Annotated in this window: 21 protein-coding genes; 3 read left to right on the top strand and 18 right to left on the bottom strand. The window is 63.6% G+C overall.

Annotated features, from left to right (window positions below):
* Positions 1 to 118 precede the first annotated feature (118 nt).
* A complete protein-coding gene (locus AC6R19_RS13220; protein ID WP_500580298.1) occupies positions 119 to 856 on the top strand; it encodes a helix-turn-helix domain-containing protein in 738 nt (245 codons plus the stop codon).
* Here the strand turns inward: AC6R19_RS13220 and ribA are convergent, their stop codons facing one another.
* The 13 genes from ribA to AC6R19_RS13285 all read right to left on the bottom strand — a co-directional run bounded on the left by ribA (position 857) and on the right by AC6R19_RS13285 (position 11,753).
* A complete protein-coding gene (gene ribA, locus AC6R19_RS13225; RefSeq protein ID WP_500580299.1) occupies positions 857 to 1,465 on the bottom strand; it encodes a GTP cyclohydrolase II in 609 nt (202 codons plus the stop codon). It lies immediately after the preceding gene.
* A gap of 160 nt (positions 1,466 to 1,625) precedes the next feature.
* Positions 1,626 to 2,258 carry a retropepsin-like aspartic protease family protein gene (locus tag AC6R19_RS13230; RefSeq protein ID WP_500580300.1) on the bottom strand — a complete coding sequence of 211 codons (633 nt, stop codon included), beginning with the start codon at positions 2,256 to 2,258 and terminating at the stop codon, positions 1,626 to 1,628.
* 9 nt (positions 2,259 to 2,267) lie between these two features.
* Positions 2,268 to 2,747 carry a phosphatidylglycerophosphatase A family protein gene (locus AC6R19_RS13235; protein WP_500580302.1) on the bottom strand — a complete coding sequence of 160 codons (480 nt, stop codon included), beginning with the start codon at positions 2,745 to 2,747 and terminating at the stop codon, positions 2,268 to 2,270.
* A 7-nt stretch (positions 2,748 to 2,754) separates the two neighbouring features.
* A complete protein-coding gene (gene thiL, locus AC6R19_RS13240; protein WP_500580303.1) occupies positions 2,755 to 3,723 on the bottom strand; it encodes a thiamine-phosphate kinase in 969 nt (322 codons plus the stop codon).
* A gap of 1 nt (position 3,724) precedes the next feature.
* Complete coding sequence (nusB, locus tag AC6R19_RS13245; protein ID WP_500580304.1) at positions 3,725 to 4,168, bottom strand: transcription antitermination factor NusB; 444 nt, start codon at positions 4,166 to 4,168, stop codon at positions 3,725 to 3,727.
* Between the two features lie 199 nt (positions 4,169 to 4,367).
* Positions 4,368 to 4,838 carry a 6,7-dimethyl-8-ribityllumazine synthase gene (gene ribH, locus AC6R19_RS13250; protein ID WP_500580306.1) on the bottom strand — a complete coding sequence of 157 codons (471 nt, stop codon included), beginning with the start codon at positions 4,836 to 4,838 and terminating at the stop codon, positions 4,368 to 4,370.
* Between the two features lie 14 nt (positions 4,839 to 4,852).
* The gene (gene ribBA / locus AC6R19_RS13255) at positions 4,853 to 5,968 is read right to left on the bottom strand and encodes a bifunctional 3,4-dihydroxy-2-butanone-4-phosphate synthase/GTP cyclohydrolase II (RefSeq protein ID WP_500580308.1); all 1,116 of its coding nucleotides are present in this window, start codon (positions 5,966 to 5,968) and stop codon (positions 4,853 to 4,855) included.
* A 182-nt stretch (positions 5,969 to 6,150) separates the two neighbouring features.
* Positions 6,151 to 6,813 (bottom strand): riboflavin synthase, encoded by a 663-nt coding sequence (locus tag AC6R19_RS13260; protein ID WP_500580309.1) that lies wholly within the window; start codon positions 6,811 to 6,813, stop codon positions 6,151 to 6,153.
* A 22-nt stretch (positions 6,814 to 6,835) separates the two neighbouring features.
* Positions 6,836 to 7,981 carry a bifunctional diaminohydroxyphosphoribosylaminopyrimidine deaminase/5-amino-6-(5-phosphoribosylamino)uracil reductase RibD gene (gene ribD, locus AC6R19_RS13265; RefSeq protein ID WP_500580311.1) on the bottom strand — a complete coding sequence of 382 codons (1,146 nt, stop codon included), beginning with the start codon at positions 7,979 to 7,981 and terminating at the stop codon, positions 6,836 to 6,838.
* 22 nt (positions 7,982 to 8,003) lie between these two features.
* Positions 8,004 to 8,468: a transcriptional regulator NrdR gene (nrdR, locus tag AC6R19_RS13270; RefSeq protein WP_500580313.1), complete on the bottom strand. Its 465-nt coding sequence runs from the start codon at positions 8,466 to 8,468 to the stop codon at positions 8,004 to 8,006.
* An 87-nt stretch (positions 8,469 to 8,555) separates the two neighbouring features.
* Positions 8,556 to 9,650 (bottom strand): extracellular solute-binding protein, encoded by a 1,095-nt coding sequence (locus AC6R19_RS13275; RefSeq protein ID WP_500580314.1) that lies wholly within the window; start codon positions 9,648 to 9,650, stop codon positions 8,556 to 8,558.
* Positions 9,651 to 9,855: 205 nt separating this feature from the next.
* Entirely contained in the window at positions 9,856 to 11,121 is a 1,266-nt protein-coding gene (glyA, locus tag AC6R19_RS13280) for a serine hydroxymethyltransferase (RefSeq protein ID WP_500580316.1), read from the bottom strand.
* Between the two features lie 143 nt (positions 11,122 to 11,264).
* Positions 11,265 to 11,753 carry an outer membrane beta-barrel protein gene (locus tag AC6R19_RS13285; RefSeq protein WP_500580317.1) on the bottom strand — a complete coding sequence of 163 codons (489 nt, stop codon included), beginning with the start codon at positions 11,751 to 11,753 and terminating at the stop codon, positions 11,265 to 11,267.
* A gap of 252 nt (positions 11,754 to 12,005) precedes the next feature.
* Between AC6R19_RS13285 and AC6R19_RS13290 the strand changes: the two genes are divergently transcribed.
* Positions 12,006 to 12,662, top strand: coding sequence for a hemerythrin domain-containing protein (locus AC6R19_RS13290; RefSeq protein ID WP_500580319.1), 657 nt, complete (start codon positions 12,006 to 12,008; stop codon positions 12,660 to 12,662).
* Here the strand turns inward: AC6R19_RS13290 and fnr are convergent.
* The 5 genes from fnr to AC6R19_RS13315 form a co-directional block, all read right to left on the bottom strand.
* Entirely contained in the window at positions 12,659 to 13,390 is a 732-nt protein-coding gene (fnr, locus tag AC6R19_RS13295) for a fumarate/nitrate reduction transcriptional regulator Fnr (RefSeq protein ID WP_500580321.1), read from the bottom strand. The genes AC6R19_RS13290 and fnr overlap by 4 nt on opposite strands.
* Positions 13,391 to 13,469: 79 nt before the next feature.
* Positions 13,470 to 14,858: an oxygen-independent coproporphyrinogen III oxidase gene (gene hemN / locus AC6R19_RS13300; RefSeq protein WP_500580322.1), complete on the bottom strand. Its 1,389-nt coding sequence runs from the start codon at positions 14,856 to 14,858 to the stop codon at positions 13,470 to 13,472.
* Positions 14,859 to 14,939: 81 nt separating this feature from the next.
* Positions 14,940 to 15,467, bottom strand: coding sequence for an outer membrane beta-barrel protein (locus AC6R19_RS13305; RefSeq protein ID WP_500580323.1), 528 nt, complete (start codon positions 15,465 to 15,467; stop codon positions 14,940 to 14,942).
* A 122-nt stretch (positions 15,468 to 15,589) separates the two neighbouring features.
* The gene (gene mmsB / locus AC6R19_RS13310; protein WP_500580324.1) at positions 15,590 to 16,495 is read right to left on the bottom strand and encodes a 3-hydroxyisobutyrate dehydrogenase; all 906 of its coding nucleotides are present in this window, start codon (positions 16,493 to 16,495) and stop codon (positions 15,590 to 15,592) included.
* A 71-nt stretch (positions 16,496 to 16,566) separates the two neighbouring features.
* Positions 16,567 to 17,682 carry an enoyl-CoA hydratase/isomerase family protein gene (locus tag AC6R19_RS13315; protein WP_500580325.1) on the bottom strand — a complete coding sequence of 372 codons (1,116 nt, stop codon included), beginning with the start codon at positions 17,680 to 17,682 and terminating at the stop codon, positions 16,567 to 16,569.
* A gap of 179 nt (positions 17,683 to 17,861) precedes the next feature.
* Here AC6R19_RS13315 and ettA point away from each other — a divergent pair, with 179 nt between their 5' ends.
* Positions 17,862 to 19,526, top strand: a complete 1,665-nt coding sequence (ettA, locus tag AC6R19_RS13320; RefSeq protein WP_500580326.1) for an energy-dependent translational throttle protein EttA — start codon at positions 17,862 to 17,864, stop codon at positions 19,524 to 19,526.
* Positions 19,527 to 19,570: the final 44 nt, after the last annotated feature.

The following is a 19,570-nucleotide window of genomic DNA, read 5'->3' on the forward strand; positions in this document are numbered from 1 at the left end:
TCTATCAACCTTACCAATCCTAAGGAGATCCACTCGCGGGCGATAACAGCAAATCGGTTTGCAATGCAACAAATTCGGCGCCCATAATATGAGCAACCTCCGCAGGCGACTGTCCGTTATGGGTAAAAGCAGGCCCCACCCGCTATTGCAGCAATTGACCGTAAAGCAGCTGATCGGCGCCTTCGATCTGCTGCCGGATATCCTCTTCTGGGTGAAAGACAGTCAGGGCCGCATCGCGCACGCCAACCGGGGCTTTCTGGAGCATCTGGGCTTCAGGCAGCTGGAGCAGGTGTTGAACAAAACCGATAGCGACTTTGCCCCGCCGCACCTGGCCAAGCAGTTTATTACCGACGACAGGAAGGTCATGGCCGGTGAGCTGGTCACCGAGCGGCTGGAGCTGAACCGGGATAAAAACGGCGAATTCGGCTGGTTTTCCACCTCGAAACGGCCGCTGCTGGACGAGCGGGGCCACACTATTGGCAGTTACGGCATTACCCGGCACCTGGAAAAAACCTCGAAGACCCTGTCCCGCCTGGACGCCATCGCCGAACCGGTGCGTTTTGTGCGGGAAAACTATCCGCACCCTATCAGCGTGGAGCAACTGGCGGAGATCGCCCACCTGTCAGTCAGCGCCCTTGAGCGGCGCTTCAAGAAATACCTGAAGAAGACCCCCGGGCAGTTTATCAACGAGGTGCGCCTGGAAAGCGCCCGCAAACTGCTGATCGAAACCCGCCAGCCCATCGCCGAAATCGCCTACCAGTGCGGTTTTTCCGAGCCCAGTTATTTCAGCAAACAGTTCCGGCGCTTATTCGGTGAATTGCCGTCCCAACTGCGGGATGGCCTGCAGCCACGCTGATTATTGCTGCCCTTCGTCGTTCTCGTCGAACAGGTGCCCCAGCTTGCCCTTCTTGGTGGACAGGTATTTCACATTGTGCGGGTTGCGCCCGGTCTGGTGCGGCAGCCGCTCGACGACATTGATGCCCAGCTCCTCCAGCGCCTTCACCTTGCGCGGGTTGTTGGTCATCAGGCGGATGGACTTGATCCCCAGGTGGTCCACCATCGCCTTCAGGATCGAGTAGTCGCGCATGTCGGCACCGAAGCCCAGCTGCTCGTTGGCCTCCACCGTATCGGCACCGCAGTCCTGCAAATGGTAGGCGCGGATCTTGTTCAGCAGGCCGATGCCGCGGCCTTCCTGGCGCAGATAGAAGATGGCGCCGCGACCCTCCATGGCGATGCGGTGCATGGCGTGCTGCAGCTGCGCGCCGCAGTCGCAGCGCAGGGAGAAGAGGGCATCGCCGGTCAGGCACTCGGAGTGGATGCGGGCCAGCAGCGGCTCGTCGGTATCCATGTCCCCCATGGTGAGCACCACATGCTCCTTGCCGGCTTCCATATCCTCGAAGCCGTGCATTTCAAACATGCCCCAGGAAGTGGGCAGTTTGGAGGATTCCACATAGCGAATGGTCAAGTCTCTACCTCTCAATCTCTAATGGCACCGGAGTCAATGCGAAGGTCCTGATGCCGGGGGCTGTCTGCGGGACTGTTGGCGAGAGGGACCTCGCCGACAAGCCTACAGGGATGTATTCACGGCGTGTCCCGCAGACAGCCCCCGGCATCAGGACCGCCTCTCAGTTCCGCGCGCGCAATATCAATACGCCGCCCTGCTGCTCCATATCCACCCGGCTCAGGAAACTGTTGCCCAGCAGGGTGACATGGGGAAAATCGTCCGCGTGTACCGTGGCATCCACATTGTGCAGCTTGATGCCGCCGATGGTGACGCTGCCGAGGCTCAGTTTGTAGGCGCGGGCCATGCCGCTGGCCGTCGCCACCTGGATCGGCTGGGCCCGCTCCAGGTTCAGGCCCAGGCGGCGGGCGGTGGGGTAATTGAACGCGATACTGGTAGCGCCGGTGTCCACCATCATCGACACGCTGCGGCCGTTGACCCAGGCACTGGTGCTGTAGTGGCCGCGGCTGTCCGGGGTCAGTCGCACCTCGGCGCGGCTGGTCTCTGCGTAGCTGGCGGCCACCGGCGCATCCAGGGTCAGCTTCTGCTCGCGCCCGTCGATCTTCACCCGCGCGTAGCGGGTGGTGGCCTCGATCAGCTGCACCCCCTCCGGGGATTGCTGTCCGGCCTTCAGCAGCCGCTGGCGGCCGTCGATCTCCAGCATGGCACTGCTGCCGAAGAGCCCCTTCAGCTGCACCTGCTGCGCGCCAGCGGCCACCGGCAGGATCAGGCACAGGGCAAGGAGGATATTGCGCATCGGTCTTCCCTAGGCAATGAACAGGGCGGTCAGCTGCAGTACCAGCGCCGCGAATATGCCTGCCAGTATATCGTCCAGCATAATTCCGACACCACCGTGCACCTTCCGGTCGGCCCAGCGGATCGGCGGCGGCTTGGCGATATCGAAGATCCGGAAGAGCACTAAGCCGTACAGTGCCCAGCCCCAGCCGGCCGGGGCCATAAACATGGTCAGCCAGTAGCCCACCATCTCGTCCCAGACGATGCCGCCGTGGTCGTGCACGCCGAGCTTCTCTGCCGCGGCGCCGCAGAGGTAGAAACCCACCAGCGCGGCGGCGATCACCAGACCCAGGTACCAGCCCGGCGACAGGCCGGCGAGCAGCCACCAAAAGGGTATCGCCGCCAGGGTGCCGAAGGTGCCCGGCGCCTTGGGCGACAGGCCGGAGCCGAAGCCGAAGGCCAGCAGCATCGCCGGGTCGCGCAGCAGTTGGCCGAAGGTGGGATTGTGCATATTCAATTTAAAAGTGTTGGTAACCGGCCGCTTCCGGGAACCAGCGTTCGCCGTCCAGCCAGGCGCGCACCCGTTCACCGTTTTCACTTTGGCCCGCCCCCTCGATAATGGTGCCGATGCGCACCGCATCCAGGCCGAGCCGTTCCAACTCGGGAGTTCGTCCCTGCGGGACGGTAAAACACAGCTGGTAGTCGTCGCCGCCGCTCGCGGCCAGTTCCAGTGCGCCCTCGCCGGCCAACAGCCGCGCTATCGGCGCCACCGGCAGCGCATGCAGATCGATATCCGCGCTCACGCGGCTCGACTCGCAGATATGCCCCAGGTCCGCCAGCAATCCATCGGAGATATCCAGGGCGCTGCTGGCCAGTGGCGCAATGGCAGCGGCAGTGGCCAGCTGCGGTTCGGGAAAGTAGTAGGCCCTCTCCGCGGCTTTCCTTTCGCTGTCGCTGGCAAGTTTTTGTCCCAATACCAGCGGTAGCGCAGCGGCCGCTGCACCCAGTGGGCCGCTGACATAGATGGCATCGCCGGCCGCTGCGCCTTGGCGGCGCAGCGGTAATTTGGTGCTACCAGTGACCTGAACGGTTATCGATAGAGGCCCGCGGGTCGTGTCGCCACCCACCAGCGAGATACCGAACAGCGCTGCCGTCTCGAACAGGCCGCGGGAAAATTCCCTCAGCCAGTCCGCATCGCTCTCCGGCAGCGTCAGCGCCAGGGTGAACCACAGGGGGCGCGCATTCATCGCCGCCAGGTCGCTCAGGTTGACCCGCAGCGCGCGGGCGGCGATGGCCGCCGGATCGGCGTCCGCGGGAAAGTGCCTGTCGGCGACCAGGGTATCCACCGAAGTGGCCAGCAGGCCGTCCGCCGGCGGCTGCAGCAGCGCGCAGTCGTCACCGATGCCCAGCACCACGCCCTCGCTTAATTTTTTTGCCCCGGCAAAAAAATCGCGGATGATTTCAAACTCGCCCGGAGCGGCCCGCATCTCAGCCTTTCTTGTCCGCAGCCACTTCCGCAGCGCGCAGGTCCGCCGCGGTCTTGTCCAGTATGCCGTTGATGAATTTATAGGCGTCAGTGGGACCGAACTTTTTCGCCAGCGCCACCGCTTCGTTGATCACCACCTTGTAGGGGACGTCGATGCGGTTTTTCAGCTCGTAGCTGGACATGCGCAGCAGAGCCCGCGAGACCGGGTCCAGGTCTTCGAGCTTGCGGTCCAGGTGCGGGGCGAAGGCGCCCTCCACCTCGTCGAGGTTTTTCGCCACGCCGTGGAAGAGATCGCGGAAATATTCCACGTCCGTCTTGCTCATATCGTTGTCGGCGTGGAACTCGGCCTCGATGGCGTTCAGGCTGGCGCCGGCCATCTGCCACTGGTAGAGGGCCTGCATGGCGAAGTGGCGCGCCTTGCGGCGCGCGGATGCGGTTACGGTCATAGCTCAATCAATCTTGTCGGGGGTTCGCGGCCCCTGCTCAATAAGAAACATCGGGGCGGCCCTGCTACCGGTGGCCGTTTGTTCAACAGCCTAATCGGCAAACGTTTCGCAAACGGCCACCGGCACCAGGGCCTTCTCCCCAACGTCGGTATTGTTCCCGAGTCCCGAGTCCCGAGTCCCGAGTCCCGAGTCCCGAGTATTAAATCTTGCCCAGCAGGGAAACCATTTCCAGCGCGGTCTCCGCTGCCTCACAACCCTTGTTGCCGGCCTTGGTGCCGGAGCGCTCTATGGCCTGCTCGATGGAGTCCACGGTCAGCACGCCGAAGGTCACCGGGATGCCGCTGTTCAGGGACACCTGGGCCAGGCCCTTGGTGCATTCGCCGGCGACGTATTCGAAGTGCGGTGTGCCGCCGCGGATCACCGCGCCCAGGGCGATGATCGCGTCGAACTTCTTGCTCTCCGCGAGTTTCTGCGCGGCCAGCGGGAACTCGAAGGCGCCGGGCGCGTAGTAGATGGTGATGTCCTCGTCCTTGATGCCCTTGCGGCGCAGGGTATCGAGGGCGCCCTCTTTCAGGCTCTCCACCACGAAGCTGTTCCAGCGGCTGACCAGCAGTGCGTATTTGCCCTGGCTGTTGACGAAATCGCCTTCGATGACTTGGATATTGCTCATGATTTTTCCTTAACTTATTCCTGCTCGGCGTTCAGATACTCTTCCACTTCCAGGTCGAAACCGGAGATGGCGCTGAACTTGAACGGTGCGCTCATCAGGCGCATCTTGCGCACTTTCAGGTCGCGCAGTATCTGGGAGCCGGTGCCCACCTGCTTGTAGACGAGGTCCTGGCTGGGGCGCTGCTGCTTGCCGCTGATCAGCCAGTCGATGCTTTCCTCGATTTCCTCGGTGGTCTCATTGTGGCAGATCAGCACCACCACGCCCTTGCCCTCTTCGGCGATGCGCTGCATGGCGCGGCGGAAGGTCCAGGGGATGAATTTCTCGTCGCCGCGGCGGATGGTGAGCACGTCGCGCAGTGTATTGCCCACATGCACACGCACCAGGGTCGGCTCTTCCGGCTTGGGATCGCCCTTGATAAAGGCGAAGTGGCGCTCGCGGCGGGCCTTGTCCAGGTAGGTGCGCAACCTGAATTCGCCGAACTCGGTGTGCACCTTGCGCTCGTTGGTGCACTCGACGGTCTTCTCGTTCAGGGCGCGGTAGTTGATCAGGTCGGCGATGGTGCCGATCTTCAGGTTGTGCTTTTTGGCAAAGGTTTCGAGATCCGGGCGGCGCGCCATGGTGCCGTCCTCGTTCATGATCTCGACGATCACCGCCGCCGGTTCGAATCCGGCCAGGCGCGCCAGGTCACAGCCCGCCTCGGTGTGGCCAGCGCGACTGAGGACGCCGCCGGGCTGGGCCATGATCGGGAAAATATGCCCGGGCTGGACTATGTCGGAGGGCTTGGCGTTGCGCGCGACGGCCGCGCGCACGGTGCGTGCGCGGTCAGCGGCGGAGATACCGGTGGTGACCCCCTCGGCGGCCTCGATGGACACGGTGAAGTTGGTACTGAACTGGGCGCCGTTGTCCCGCGACATCAGCGGCAGGTCCAACTGCTCGCAGCGCTCCCGGGACATGGGCATGCAGATCAGGCCACGGGCGTGGGTGGCCATAAAGTTGATGTCCTCGGCGCGCACCTGCTCCGCGGCCATCACCAGGTCGCCCTCGTTCTCGCGGTCCTCGTCATCCATCAGGATCACCATCTTGCCCTGGCGGATATCGTCGATCAGTTCTTCAACCGTATTTAATTCCATAAATCTCACTTTGTGTTCGCCTGCAAGCAGGCTCCTACAGCAGGTAGATGCGAAGGCCCTGCTGCCGGGTGGCCCCTTGCGGGACAGTCTGCGAGAGGGACCTCGCAGACAAGCCTACAGGGATGTATTCACGGCGTGTCCCGCAAGGGGCCACCCGGTAACAGGGCCGCCCCAAAGCCGGATCACGACTTGTAAAAACCGTGCTTCGCCAGAAATTCCATCGTCAGCCCGCCGCCGTCCGACTCGGCAGCCCTGTCGCCGAGCAGCAGCCGCTCCAGGTAGCGCGCAATCAGGTCCACTTCCAGGTTGACTCGCGTACCCGCCCTATAAGCGTCCATCACCGTTTCCTGCAGCGTGTGGGGCACAATGGTCAGCTCGAACTCGGCGCCGTCCACCGCATTGACCGTGAGGCTGGTGCCATCGACGGTGATGGAGCCCTTGTGGGCGATATATTTGGCCAGGCTGTCCGGCGCGCGCAGGCGGAAGCGCTCGGCGCGGGCCTCGGACTTGCGCCACACCACCTCGCCGATACCGTCCACATGCCCGCTGACGATGTGGCCGCCCAGGCGGGTCTGCGGGGTCAATGCCTTTTCCAGGTTGACCCTGTCGCCGAGTTTCCACTCGTCGACGGTGGCCACAGTCAGGGTCTCCGCGGAGACGTCGGCCCAGTAGCCATCCCCGGGCAGGTCCACCACCGTCAGGCAGACGCCGTTGGTGGCGATGCTGTCGCCGAGCTGTACATCGGACAGGTCCAGCCTGCCGGTCCTGACCCGCACGCGCAGATCGCCGCCCTTGGGCTGCAGGTCGGCGATCTCACCTATGGCTTCGATGATTCCGGTAAACATCAGCGTTCTATGTCAGGAGCCTTCAGCGCTCTATATCAGTGGTCGCAGTGATGCGCCAGTCGTGCCCGACCGCGCGCATATCGGTAATGGTAATCGGCAGCACCGAGCCCATCTGCTCTATCGGCAGTTCGAACAGCGGCCTGGCGGTGCTGCCGAGCAGCTTCGGCGCCATATAGACGATCAGTTCGTCCACATGGCCGCGGTAGAGGAATTCGCCGGACAAAGTGGCGCCGCTCTCCAGCAGCACCTCATTGCACTGGCGGCGCGCCAGCTCTTTGAGCAGTGCCAGCAGGTCCACCCGGCCATTCTTGTCCGCCGGCAGCACCAGCACCTCGGCGCCGGCCTGTTCCAGGCGCTGGCGGCGGGACAGTTCCGCCGCCTCGGTGGTGACCACCAATGTGGGGGCGTCGCCCTGCAATATAAAGGCCTTGGGTGAGGTGCGCAGCCGGCTGTCGAGGATGACCCGCAGCGGCTGTATCTCTTGTATCGCTACCACTAGTGCCGCCTCCTCGGCGGCCAGCAGCTCCAGCGCCATCTCGTCGGCGCGCACATTGAGGTTGGGATTGTCGAAGCGCACCGTCTCCACGCCGGTGACTACGGCGCAGCTGCGCGCGCGCAGCCGCTGCACGTCGGCGCGCGCGGCGGGGCCGGTGACCCACTTGGACTCGCCGCTGGCCATGGCGGTGCGGCCGTCCAGGCTCATGGCGGACTTGCAACGCACCAGCGGCAGCCCCAGGGTCATGCGCTTGATAAAGCCGGGGTTCAGCGCGCGGCACTGCTCCTCCAGCAGCGGGCCCTCCACTTCGATGCCGGCGTCCCTGAGCTTCCGCAGCCCCTCGCCGCTGACCGACGGATTGGGATCCTGCATGCCGTAGACGACCTTTGCCACGCCGGCCTCGATCAGCGCATCGGCACAGGGGCCGGTGCGGCCGGTGTGACTGCAGGGTTCCAGGGTCACATAGACGGTGGTGCCGCGGGCGCGCGGGCCGGCATCCTTCAGCGCCTCGATTTCCGCGTGGGGCAGACCGGTGCGCCTGTGCCAGCCCTCGCCGACTATCCCGCCACTGTCGTCGGCGATCACGCAGCCGACGCGGGGGTTGGGCATGGTGGTGTAGAGGCCGCGCTCCGCCAGCTGTATCGCACGGGCCATCAGTTCGCGCGGGCTCATTCCTTCACCGCTCCTTTCATGTTCATGGCTGAGGGCTCTTGCTGGTCAGCCGCTCGATTTCCTCACTGAACTCGCTGACATCCTCGAAGCGTCGGTACACCGAGGCGAAGCGCACATAGGCCACCTGGTCCAGCTCGCGCAGCTGCTCCATCACCAGCTCGCCGATAGTGCGGGCCGGCAGCTCGCGCTCACCGGTGGCCTGCAGGGCGTGCTTGATCTGGGATACCGCGGATTCCACCCGCTCGGTGCTGACCGGGCGCTTCTCCACCGCGCGCTGGATACCCGCGCGCAGCTTGTCCTCGTTGAAGGGCTCGCGCTGGCCGTTCTGCTTGATCACCCGCGGCAACAGCAGTTCGGCGGTCTCGAAGGTGGTGAAGCGCTCGTGGCAGTCCAGGCACTCGCGCCGGCGGCGCACCTGGTCGCCCTCGGCCACCAGGCGGGAATCGACAACTTTGGTTTCTTCTGCGCTGCAGAAAGGACAGTGCATCGGGGATAGGCCCTTTGGGAAAACGGGCCGCAGTTTACCACAGCCGCACCGCCTAAGGGCGCGGCGATAGGGCGAGCGCAAGTGTCCCTACAACGCCTCGCGCTCGATCAGGCGCTGCCAGAGCTTCTGGCGCAGGGCCAGCACATTGCCCGCGGTGGGTTCGGGTATCCAGGTATTGCCCAGCTCAGCCGGGTCCGGATAGACGATCGGGTTGGACAGCAGGGTCTCGTCGACCAGCTCCCGCGCCTCGAGATTGGCATTGGCGAACTGCGTTTCATTGGTGATCCCGGCGATCACCTCGGGGCGCATCAGGTAGTCCATGAACTGGTAAGCGGCATCTTTATTGGGGGCATCGGCCGGCATGGCCACCACGTCGATCCACAGCGGAAAGCCCTCTTCCGGCATGATGTAGCGGATCTCGAACGGCCTGCCCGCGTCGCGCGCCGCCTGCTGGGCCTGCAGGATATCGCCGTTCCAGCCGTGCGCCATGCAGTGCCTGCCACTGGCCAGGTTTTCCCAGTATTCACCGGAGTCGAAGTCGGCAATATCCAGGCGCACCTTGGCCAGCAGGTTGCCCACCAGGTACTGGTGCGCGCTGCTCATGCTGTTGGGATCCTTGCCCAGGTACTTGAGGCCCACGTCGAAGATCTCTTCCGGCGAGCGCAGCAGGGTCACGCCGCAGTGGGCCAGCTTGCCGAGATTCTGCGGGTCGAACAGCAGATCCCAGCTGTCCGCAGGAAGCTCGCCGCCAAAGGCCTCGCGCACCGCCTGCACGTTGTAGCCGATGCCCACCGTACCCCACAGGTACGGGAAGGCGTACTGGTTTTGGGGATCGGAGCCCTGCAACCGCGCCATAAACCGGGGATCATTGGCGGACCAGCGCGGCAGCCGGCTCCGATCCAGCGGACTCAGCAGCCCCGCTTTCAGGTAGCCGGAGAGATTGTCGGAGCTGGGCACAATCAGGTCGAACTTGCGCCCCTCCTCGATCCACACCCGCTCCAGCTCCTCGATATCGTCGAACTCGAAGTAGTGCACCTCGATGCCGGTCTCCCGCTCGAAATCGGCGATGGTGTCCTCGCCGATATAGTGGGACCAGTTGGCGAAATGCAGCTCCTGTGCCACGGCACCCTGCACGAGGCCGGCTACCAGCAGGACGCCCCAAAAATAGATGATGGTACGCATGCTCCCTCCTTGTCTCAGCCCAGGCGGCCACAGTCCATCCCGCTGCACCAACCAAAGCCGAATTTTTATTCAATTTCCTGAAGGACGCCCATTAAAACAGATTTGGGAGGGGGGCTCACGGGTTGGGAGGAAAAATTTTTCCGATGGGACAGGCATAAAAAAAGCGGCTCCGGAGAGCCGCTTTGCGGTGCTTTCGGCAAACAGATCAGCCTTTGTAGACCGGGAACTGGGCGCAGATATCCAACACCTTCTGCTTCACCTCATTGATGGTCGCCTCGGCGTCACCCTTCTCCAGCGCGTCCAGCACATCGCAGATCCAGTGGGTCAGCTGCTGGGTTTCCTTGACGCCGAAGCCGCGGGTGGTGATCGCCGGGGTGCCGACGCGCAGGCCGCTGGTGATGAACGGCGAGCGCGGGTCGTTGGGCACCGCGTTCTTGTTCACAGTGATGTTGGCGTTGCCCAGGGCCTCGTCCGCATCCTTGCCCGTGTACTCCTTGCCGATCAGGTCCACCAGCATCAGGTGGTCATCGGTGCCGCCGGAAACGATATTGATACCGCGGTCGAGGAAGGTCTCGGCCATGGCGCGGGCGTTCTCCACCACCTTCTTCTGGTAGGCCTTGTACTCGGGACTCATGGCTTCCTTGAAGGACACCGCCTTGGCCGCGATCACGTGCATCAGCGGGCCGCCCTGGCCACCGGGGAAGACGGCACTGTTGAGCTTCTTCTCGATCTCCTCGTTGGCCTTCGCCAGGATGATGCCGCCGCGGGGGCCGCGCAGGGTCTTGTGGGTGGTGGAGGTCACCACGTCGGCGTGGGGGATGGGCGACGGGTATTCACCGGCGGCCACCAGGCCCGCCACATGGGCCATGTCCACGAACAGGTAGGCGCCCACCTTGTCGGCGATCTCGCGGAACCTGCCCCAGTCCATCACGCGGCTGTAGGCGGAGAAGCCGGCCACGATCATCTTCGGCTTGTGCTCCAGGGCCAGGCGCTCCACCTCCTCGTAGTCCACCTCGCCGGTCTCCGGGTTCAGGCCGTACTGCACCGCGTTGTAGATCTTGCCGGAGAAGTTCACCCGCGCGCCGTGGGTCAGGTGACCGCCGTGGGCCAGGCTCATGCCCAGTACCGTGTCGCCCGGGGCGCACAGCGCCTGGTAGACGGCGGCGTTGGCCTGGGAACCGGAATGGGGCTGCACATTGGCGTAGTCGGCGCCGAACAGCTTCTTGGCCCGCTCTATGGCCAGGGTCTCCACCTTGTCGACGTACTCACAGCCACCGTAGTAGCGCTTGCCCGGATAGCCCTCGGCGTACTTGTTGGTCAGGCTGCTGCCCTGGGCCGCCATCACCAGCGGGCTGGTGTAGTTCTCGGAGGCGATCAGCTCGATATGCTCTTCCTGGCGGCGGTCCTCCTCCTGGATGGCTTCCCAGATATCCGGGTCGTAGGAGGCAAGTGTGACTGATGAATCAAACATGGTGTTCCCTCGGTAATGCGGGCTGAGTCAGACAGGGTGAAACTATAGAAAGGCGCGCATTGTACACCAAGGGAATCGGGGGTGCGCAGGTATGACGGCGCGGTCGCGAGCCCGAAGCTCGCGCCGCGCCGTGAAGGAAGGAATCAGAAGGTCAGGGTCATGGTGCCGGACCAGAAGCCGACGTCTTCCTCGATCATGGTGTATTCCAGCTCGATATTGGTGTTGGGACTGTAGTTGAAGCCCACGCCGGCACCCAGGGAGATACCGGTATCATCGCTGCTGGAGCTGCCCACGGAGACATCCTCGTACAGCAGGCCCAGGCGCCCCTTGAAATAGAGGTCGCCGTAGGAGCGGTAGGTGCCGTAGCCGGCCAGGGTCTGGATATCCACATCCACATCGCGGACAAATGCATCCGCCTCACCGCTGATCAGCGAGTTGGTGTACTCACCCTCGAAACCCCAGCCGGAGGGCAGGGTAAAGCCGCCGCGCAGGCCCAGGTTGATCGGGCTGTCGGCGTTGGGCAGGTCTATGTCCATCAGCCCCACGGTGGCGCCCCAGTAGCCACCCTCGGCAGAGGCGGCGGAAGAGCAGGCCAGCGCCAGCGCAGCTACACCTTTTACAATCTTACGCATAGGAATTCCCCAATTTGTTGTTGGTCAATAATTGCGCGGATTCTAACCGCCTTATTAGCCGCCGAACAGTTACCGGGTCACAGAAGTGGGTGGTAATCGCCGCAGAGCATCCTGTGACAGCAACTGTTGTACGTTTGTTCCAAACCGGACCCTTCCGCTGTTGTGCTATCCCGCAGCGGCTTGATCCAGATCAAGCCGCTGCCCCCCGTCCCGACAACAATGGTTGTATCGGAAAATATAGGAAGACCTGGGATGGATGCTATCTACCGGCAACTGTGCTGCGATCACAGACACATGCAGCAATTGCTCGATGCCTTCGAGCAGTTGCTGCACGAGTTGGGCAAATACGACAGGGATCCGGCCACCCTGGGCCTGATACTGGAAGCCCTGGACTACTTCTCGGTCTACCCGGACAAATGGCACCACCCGACAGAGGAGCTGGTGTTCGCGCGCCTGCTGGCCAGGCCCATTCACGACCGCTTCTCAGTGTTGGCGGCGCAGCGGCAACACGAGCGTATCGCCGCTGCCACCAAGCAGATGAGCGCGCTGTTTTACGCGGTGGCCAACGACGCCGCAGTGGAGCGGCGCATGCTGGTGAGCGCCAGCAACGTCTACCTGGAGTTGCAGCGCAGCCATATGGAACTCGAAGACCGCGCCATATTCCCGCAGTTGGAGCTGTACATGACCGCGAAGGACTGGGACCTGATCCGCGCCCAGGTCCGGGAACTACGGGATCCCCGCTTCAACACCGACACCCGGAAGATCTACGAATCCCTGCACCAGTACCTGACCGAGCCATGGCGCGCGGAATCGCGTTCGCATAAGAGGGAAAGAATGAGCTGCTGGGGGGCAGAAGCAGCTGACCTCAATCAAGTGGAAAGCACGCTATCGAACGGCTCCCCGAATTAGCTGTCGCCGTCAAAACTGCAGTGGGTGCCGGCCAGTTCACTGAGGCCGACCAGGTCGAGAATTTCCACTTCGCGCCCACTGGCGCGGATCAGTTGTTCCTTCTGGAAACGGGAGAAGAGGCGGCTGACCGTCTCCGCGGTGAGGCCCAGGTAATTGGCGATATCGGTGCGCGGCATCGAGAGTACGATGCGGCTGGCGGAATAGCCGCGGCGGGCATAGCGGCTGGAGATGTTGATCAGCAGCGCCGCCAGGCGCGTATCGGCGGAGCGCTTGCCGAGCAGCAGCAGGATATCGTTCTCCTGTTTCAATTCCTCGGAGAAGATGCTGTAGATCTGCTGCTGCAGCGCCGGCACCTGCTGTGCCAGCCCTTCCAGTTGGGAAAAGGGCAGCACGCAGACACTGCTGTCCTCCAGCGCCTCGGCGTAACTGGGGTGGCTGCGGCCGCTGTAGGCATCCAGACCCAGCAGTTCTCCCGGCAGCGCGAAGTGGGTCACCTGAGTGTCGCCGTCGGCGGCGATGGCCGCGGTCTTGAAGCTGCCGGAGCGAATGGCATAGAGATTGGAGAAGGGATCGCCGGCGCGGTACAGGGATTCGCCGGCCTTGACGAGCTTCTTGCGGCGGGTCACCTGTTCCAGCCGGTCGATCTCGCCGTCGGACAGGCCCGCGGGCAGGCACAGGCGCCTGACCGAGCAGTTGCCGCAGTTTACCGCTGTCTGTGATTCCGTCATGGGAATACCCGCCCGTGGCCGCAAAGGTATCGTACCGGGGGCAGCGCCCCCTGCTCGGGATACTACACCTTTCACGAAACTAGAGCACACGGGAATAGCGGGCGGCGGTTTCGCCGCCGTGCAGATGGCGGTCGAAGGCCGCGGCCGCATTGCGCAGGAACCAACGTCCGCGCTCGGTGACCCTCAAGGTATCCGCGCCCCAACATACCAGGCCGTCGTCGAACATCGGTCGCAGGCGATCCAGTTCCGCGCGAAAATATTCCTCAAATGGCGCGCCGGCGCGGTGGGAGGCCTCGCCTTTGTCCAGGCGCAGGCGACACATCAGTTCGCCGATCAACCACTGGCGCAACCGGTCGTCCCCGTCCAGCAACCAGCCGCGGCCGATCGCCGAGCCCCGCTCGCCGATCGCCTGGGCGTATTCCTTCAGGCTGTGCAGGTTCTGCCAGTAGCCGTCGCGGCTGTAGCTGATCGCCGAGGCCCCCAGTCCCACCAGCGCGCCCGCGGGCATTACCGTGTAGCCCTGGAAGTTGCGCGCCAGCAGGCCCGCCCGGGCCGCCCTGGCCAGCTCGTCGCCGGGCCCGGCGAAGTGGTCCATGCCCAGAAACTCATAGCCTGCCTCCCCGAGCTTTTGCACCGCCGCCAGCTGCATGGCGATCTTGTCCGCCGGCCCCGGGATCAGGTCGGTATCGATCAGCCGCTGCGCCTTGAAGCGGTGCGGCAGGTGAGCGTAGTGGTAGAGGGCGATACGGTCGGGGGCCAGTTCCAGTACCCGATCCAGGGTGCGCTGCAGGCTGGCGGGATCCTGCCGCGGCAGGCCGTAGATCAGGTCGTAGGAGACGGACTCGAAGCCGCGCTGCCGCGCCGCGCCGGTCAGTTGCGCCACCTGTTCCGGGCTGCAGATACGGTTGATCGTGCGCTGTACCTCGATATCGAAATCCTGGATGCCGAGGCTGAGGCGGTTGAAACCCAGTTCGCGCAGCGTATCCAGGGTGTCGATTTCGAGGGTGCGCGGATCCGCCTCGATGCTGTACTCGACACCGTCGCCGGCGCGCAGGTCGAACACCTCCCCCAGCCCCCGGACCAGGCGGCGCAGGTCACTATCACCGAGAAAGGTCGGCGTGCCGCCGCCCAGGTGCAGCTGCGTCACCGGCACGTCAGCGACCCTGTCGCGGTACCAGTGCGCTTCCTGCAACAGGCTGTCGAGGTAACTGGAGGCTAGCCCGTACTGCTGGGTGATCACCTTGTTGCAGGCACAGAAGTAGCACAGGGAGCGGCAGAAGGGGATATGCACATACAGCGACAGGCTGCGGATATCCCGCAGCGCCGCCCAGGGCTCGGCGCCGTTCAGCGGCGCGAAGCGATCCGCGGTGGGATAGGAAGTGTAGCGCGGACAGGGGCCGCTGTAGCGGGACAGCAGCTCCGCGGAGAGTTCGGTGGAGGGTTCCGCACCGCCTGGGGCAAGCGCCATGACCGGGTACCTCTTGCAGATGGATTTTGCGCGAGCTTACCCGGCCGCCCCAGCCGGCCCCTTGATCCAGATCAACCGCCGTCAGAAGCGAAATGCGAGCGTACCGGACCAGAAGTCGACCTCTTCCTCTATCACCGTATATTCGGCTTCCAGGGTGACGTTTTCCGCGACATTGAAGCCTGCGCCGAGACCGTAGGAAACGTCAGTTTCACTGCCACCGAAACCCCCACCGCTGATATCCTCGTTCAAGTAACCCAGCTTGGCCTTGAAATAGACATCTCCCTGGCTGCGATAGGTACCGTACAGGCCAAGGGTAGAAATCGAGTAATCGACGGTGAACTCGCTGAATCCAGTGTCCACTGAGAGTTCGCCATCGACAACAGACGTGGTGTACTCAGCTTCCATCCCAAAGCCAGAAGCCCAAGTGTAGCCGCCGCGGATACCGACATTAAACGGGTTGTCCACATCGACGCCATCAACTTCATCGGGGGTCAACAAGCCGGCCACTCCACCGAAGTAAGCGCCCTCGGCAGCCGAAGCGCCGGAAGCCCATACCATGGCCAGTACCACTAGAGATTTCCCAAAAGTACGCATAAGTTTCCCTTTCATTTCTTCTTTTTAATAAAAGTTTGCAATAGCGGTGGCGAGTATACTTGCGTCAATGCACGAAGAGTAGCCGCAGGCAATTACACACCACCAAGCGGGCTACAAAACAATTCAAAGACCAATCGCTAATCACTCGTACCCGCCGGCCGGCGAAACAGGTTCTGGATACTGGAAAAATCCAGCCGCTGGTTTTCCTCGCTGCCGCCGTGCAGCTGGTAGAGGTTCTTCGCCAGCGCCCCCAGCGGTGTGGACGAGGCGCTGCCGGCGGCAGTGTCCATCGCCAGGCCCAGGTCCTTCAGCATCAGCGCCACCGCGAAGCCGCCACTGTAACCGCGGGATGCGGGCACATTCTCCATCACCCCCGGGTAGGGATTGTATTTTTCCAGCGACCAGTTGCCGCCGGAGCTGGCTTTCATGATGTCCGACAGCACCTTCGGGTCCAGGCCGTTGTCCACCCCCAGCTGCAGCGCCTCGGCGGTGCCGATCATGTGGATGGCGAGCAGCATATTGTTGCAGATCTTCGCCACCTGGCCGGAACCGGCGGGGCCGGCGTGGAAGATGTTGGCCCCCATCGCCTGCAGGAAGGGCCGCGCCGCGTCCACCGCGCCGGCGTCGCCGCCGCACATAAACGACAGGGTGCCGGCCGCGGCCGCGGTGGTGCCGCCGGAGACAGGCGCATCTATCGCGCGGATACCCCGCTCACCGGCGGCGGCGATCAACTGGCGCGCGTCGCCGGAGGAAATGGTGGAGCAGTCGATCACCAGCGTGCCCGCATCCAGCGCCTGCAGCAGCCCGCGCGCCCCCAGGTAGAGCCCCTTGACCGCATCGCCGCTCGGCAGCATCGAGATCACCACCTCGACGCCCTGCACTGCCTGCTGGGCGTTCTCGCCGCGCGAGCAACCGTTTTCCACCGCCTGTTGCAACGCCGTCTCGGACAGATCGAAGGCGGTGACCCGGAAGCCTGCCGCGACCAGGTTGGCGGCCATGGGGCCGCCCATATTGCCGAGGCCGATAAAAGCGATTTTTTCCATTTAATGCACTCCTTGTTTTTTATTGTTTATTTCCCCCTGGCACCTACGCCGGGCGAACACAAGGTTCGCCTCTACAAGTCGGATAGCGGATTTTCCGCCCAAGGCGCCTGGAAACAGCGCTCGACTTCCTCCGCGGAAATCTCCTCCAGGGTCGCCGGCTGCCACTTGGGCTGCCGGTCCTTGTCGATCAGCAGCGCACGCACTCCCTCCCGGAAATGCCCACTGGCACAGAGGTTGACTGCCAGCACCAGCTCCATCCGGAACACCTGCGCCAGGGACAGCTGCCGGCCGCGCCTCAACTGCTCCCAGACGATCCAGGGAGTCAGCGGCGAACCGGCGGCCAGGGTCGCGGCGGCCTTCTGCAGCCACTGGTCTTCACCCTTATAGCCGGTGATGGTTCTGCAGACTTCCGGCAGGGTCGCAAAGTCGGTCAGGTGCTGAATCTGGTCGTAATGCGCGCGCAGGTTCGACTGCGGCTGTTCCGCCGGCGGCAGTTGCAGCCGCTTCAGGCAGTCGCTGACCAGGCGGTGATTGCGCTCGCTGTCGGCAGTGAAATCCAGGCTCGCCAGCCCCTCCTGGGCGGCCTCCCGCTGGTCACCCTTCAGCATCCGGTCCGCCATGCCGGCAAACAGGGCATCGCTGCCGTTGAACTGAGCCCCGGTCAGCCCGAGGAAGAGCCCCAGGCGGCCGGGCATACGGTTCAGGAACCAGCTGCCGCCCACATCCGGGAAGAGGCCGATGGTCACTTCCGGCATGGCCATGCGCGTGGTCTCGGTGACGATGCGGTGGCTGGCGCCGGCCAGGATGCCGATACCGCCGCCCATGACGATGCCGCCGCCCCAGACCACGATCGGCTTCCTATAGGTGTGGATCTTGTAGTCGAGGCGGTACTCGCGGGAGAAGAAGCCGGTCGTATATTCATAGTCCGGTTGTTCGCCGTAGGCCGCGGACTCACGGTAGAGGGCCACCACATCGCCGCCGGCGCAGAAGCCCTTGTCGCCGCTACCGTCTATCCACACGGCAGCCACGCTGTCGTCCTCCGCCCAGTCGTCGAGCTTCTGCGACAGCAGCTCGATCATCTCCAGGTTGAGCGCGTTCAGTGCCTTGGGCAGGTTGAGGGTGGCGGTCGCCAGGGCGCCGCGGCGGGAAAAAATGACGGGGCCCTCACCCATTTTTTGCTGATTCATCTCTTCTTATTTATTCCGGTAACGTTGCGCCGCAGTTAACCACAGATGCGCGCTCCCGTCAGCCGCGCTGCGACGGTTGATTGTTGGCGGGCTTTTGGCCCAAAGTGCACGGTTGCACTTTTCCATCAACCTGATAAGTTGCGCGCAATTTCTGACCGACTCCCTTACTGGAACCCCAAATGGCCGAATACGTATACACCATGAACCGGGTGGGCAAGGTAGTGCCGCCCAAGCGCGAGATCCTCAAGGATATTTCCCTGTCCTTCTTCCCCGGCGCCAAGATCGGCGTACTGGGCCTGAACGGCGCCGGCAAGTCCACGCTGCTGCGCATCATGGCCGGCGTGGACCAGGACTACAATGGCGAGGCCCGTGCCATGCCCGGCATCAAGGTGGGCTACCTGCCCCAGGAGCCGCAACTGGACCCGGCCAAGACGGTGCGCGGCAACGTCGAGGACGGCGTGCGCGAGGCCATCGATGCCCTGGCCGGCCTGGAGAAGGTCTACGCCGACTACGCCGAGCCCGACGCCGACTTCGATGCCCTGGCCAAGAAGCAGCAGCAGTACGAGGACATCATCCAGGCCTGGGACGCCCACAACCTGGAACACCGCCTGGAAGTGGCCGCCGACGCCCTGCGCCTGCCGCCCTGGGACGCGGACGTGAACAACCTGTCCGGCGGTGAGAAGCGCCGCGTGGCCCTGTGCCGCCTGCTGCTGTCGCGCCCGGACATGCTGCTGCTGGACGAGCCCACCAACCACCTGGACGCCGAGTCGGTATTCTGGCTGGAGCGCTTCCTGCACGACTTCACCGGCACCGTCGTGGCCATCACCCACGACCGCTACTTCCTCGACAATGTGGCCGGCTGGATACTGGAACTGGACCGCGGCCACGGCATCCCCTGGGAGGGCAACTACACCACCTGGCTGGAACAGAAGGAGAAGCGCCTGGAGCAGGAGCAGAAATCCGAGCAGGCGCGCATGAAGTCCATGCAGAAGGAACTGGAGTGGGCGCGCCAGAACCCCAAGGGCCGCCAGTCCAAGAGCAAGGCCCGCCTGGCGCGCCTGGAGGAGATGCAGTCGCAGGAATTCCAGGCCCGCAACGAGACCAACGAGATCTACATTCCGCCGGGCGAGCGCCTGGGCGACAACGTGATCGAGTTCGTCAATGTACGCAAGGGCTTCACCGACCGCCTGCTGATCGACAACCTGTCGTTCCGAGTGCCCAAGGGCGCCATCGTCGGCATCGTCGGCGGCAACGGCGCGGGCAAGTCCACCCTGTTCCGCATGATCACCGGCACCGAGAAGCCGGACAGCGGCGAGATCAAGATCGGCGAGACGGTGCAGGTCGCCTATGTCGAACAGGGCCGCGAGAACCTGGACGACAACAAGACCGTGTGGGAAGCCATCTCCGACGGCCACGACATGCTGAAGATCAACAACTACGAGGTGGGCTCGCGCAACTACGTCGGCCGCTTCAACTTCAAGGGCTCCGACCAGCAGAAGCGCGTCGGCGAACTGTCCGGCGGTGAGCGCGGTCGCCTGCACCTGGCCTACACCCTCAAGCAGGGCGCCAATGTGCTGCTGCTCGACGAACCGTCCAACGACCTGGATATCGAGACGCTGCGCGCGCTGGAAGAGGCACTGCTGAACTTCCCCGGCTGCGCCCTGGTGATCTCCCACGACCGCTGGTTCCTGGACCGGGTCGCCACCCATATCCTCGCCTACGAGGGCGAGAGCGAGGTGGTCTTCTTCGAGGGCAACTACACCGAGTACCACGAGGACTTCGTCAAGCGCAAAGGCGAGGACGCGACCCCGCACCGGATGCACTACAAGAAGCTCAAGACCTGATATAAAAAAGCCCGCGCATGCGGGCTTTTTTATGCCTCGCGCCC

It is taken from the genome of Microbulbifer sp. SE14, assembly GCF_059834885.1.

Excerpts from the sequence above, each read along its gene's own strand:
- AC6R19_RS13220 (WP_500580298.1), top strand. The coding sequence starts at position 119 with ATGGGTAAAAGCAGGCCCCACCCGCTATTGCAGCAATTGACCGTAAAG.
- AC6R19_RS13230 (WP_500580300.1), bottom strand. The coding sequence starts at position 2,258 with ATGCGCAATATCCTCCTTGCCCTGTGCCTGATCCTGCCGGTGGCCGCT.
- AC6R19_RS13235 (WP_500580302.1), bottom strand. The coding sequence starts at position 2,747 with ATGCACAATCCCACCTTCGGCCAACTGCTGCGCGACCCGGCGATGCTG.
- thiL (WP_500580303.1), bottom strand. The coding sequence starts at position 3,723 with ATGCGGGCCGCTCCGGGCGAGTTTGAAATCATCCGCGATTTTTTTGCC.
- nusB (WP_500580304.1), bottom strand. The coding sequence starts at position 4,168 with ATGACCGTAACCGCATCCGCGCGCCGCAAGGCGCGCCACTTCGCCATG.
- ribH (WP_500580306.1), bottom strand. The coding sequence starts at position 4,838 with ATGAGCAATATCCAAGTCATCGAAGGCGATTTCGTCAACAGCCAGGGC.
- ribBA (WP_500580308.1), bottom strand. The coding sequence starts at position 5,968 with ATGGAATTAAATACGGTTGAAGAACTGATCGACGATATCCGCCAGGGC.
- AC6R19_RS13260 (WP_500580309.1), bottom strand. The coding sequence starts at position 6,813 with ATGTTTACCGGAATCATCGAAGCCATAGGTGAGATCGCCGACCTGCAG.
- ribD (WP_500580311.1), bottom strand. The coding sequence starts at position 7,981 with ATGAGCCCGCGCGAACTGATGGCCCGTGCGATACAGCTGGCGGAGCGC.
- nrdR (WP_500580313.1), bottom strand. The coding sequence starts at position 8,468 with ATGCACTGTCCTTTCTGCAGCGCAGAAGAAACCAAAGTTGTCGATTCC.
- AC6R19_RS13275 (WP_500580314.1), bottom strand. The coding sequence starts at position 9,650 with ATGCGTACCATCATCTATTTTTGGGGCGTCCTGCTGGTAGCCGGCCTC.
- glyA (WP_500580316.1), bottom strand. The coding sequence starts at position 11,121 with ATGTTTGATTCATCAGTCACACTTGCCTCCTACGACCCGGATATCTGG.
- AC6R19_RS13285 (WP_500580317.1), bottom strand. The coding sequence starts at position 11,753 with ATGCGTAAGATTGTAAAAGGTGTAGCTGCGCTGGCGCTGGCCTGCTCT.
- AC6R19_RS13290 (WP_500580319.1), top strand. The coding sequence starts at position 12,006 with ATGGATGCTATCTACCGGCAACTGTGCTGCGATCACAGACACATGCAG.
- fnr (WP_500580321.1), bottom strand. The coding sequence starts at position 13,390 with ATGACGGAATCACAGACAGCGGTAAACTGCGGCAACTGCTCGGTCAGG.
- hemN (WP_500580322.1), bottom strand. The coding sequence starts at position 14,858 with ATGGCGCTTGCCCCAGGCGGTGCGGAACCCTCCACCGAACTCTCCGCG.
- AC6R19_RS13305 (WP_500580323.1), bottom strand. The coding sequence starts at position 15,467 with ATGAAAGGGAAACTTATGCGTACTTTTGGGAAATCTCTAGTGGTACTG.
- mmsB (WP_500580324.1), bottom strand. The coding sequence starts at position 16,495 with ATGGAAAAAATCGCTTTTATCGGCCTCGGCAATATGGGCGGCCCCATG.
- AC6R19_RS13315 (WP_500580325.1), bottom strand. The coding sequence starts at position 17,682 with ATGAATCAGCAAAAAATGGGTGAGGGCCCCGTCATTTTTTCCCGCCGC.
- ettA (WP_500580326.1), top strand. The coding sequence starts at position 17,862 with ATGGCCGAATACGTATACACCATGAACCGGGTGGGCAAGGTAGTGCCG.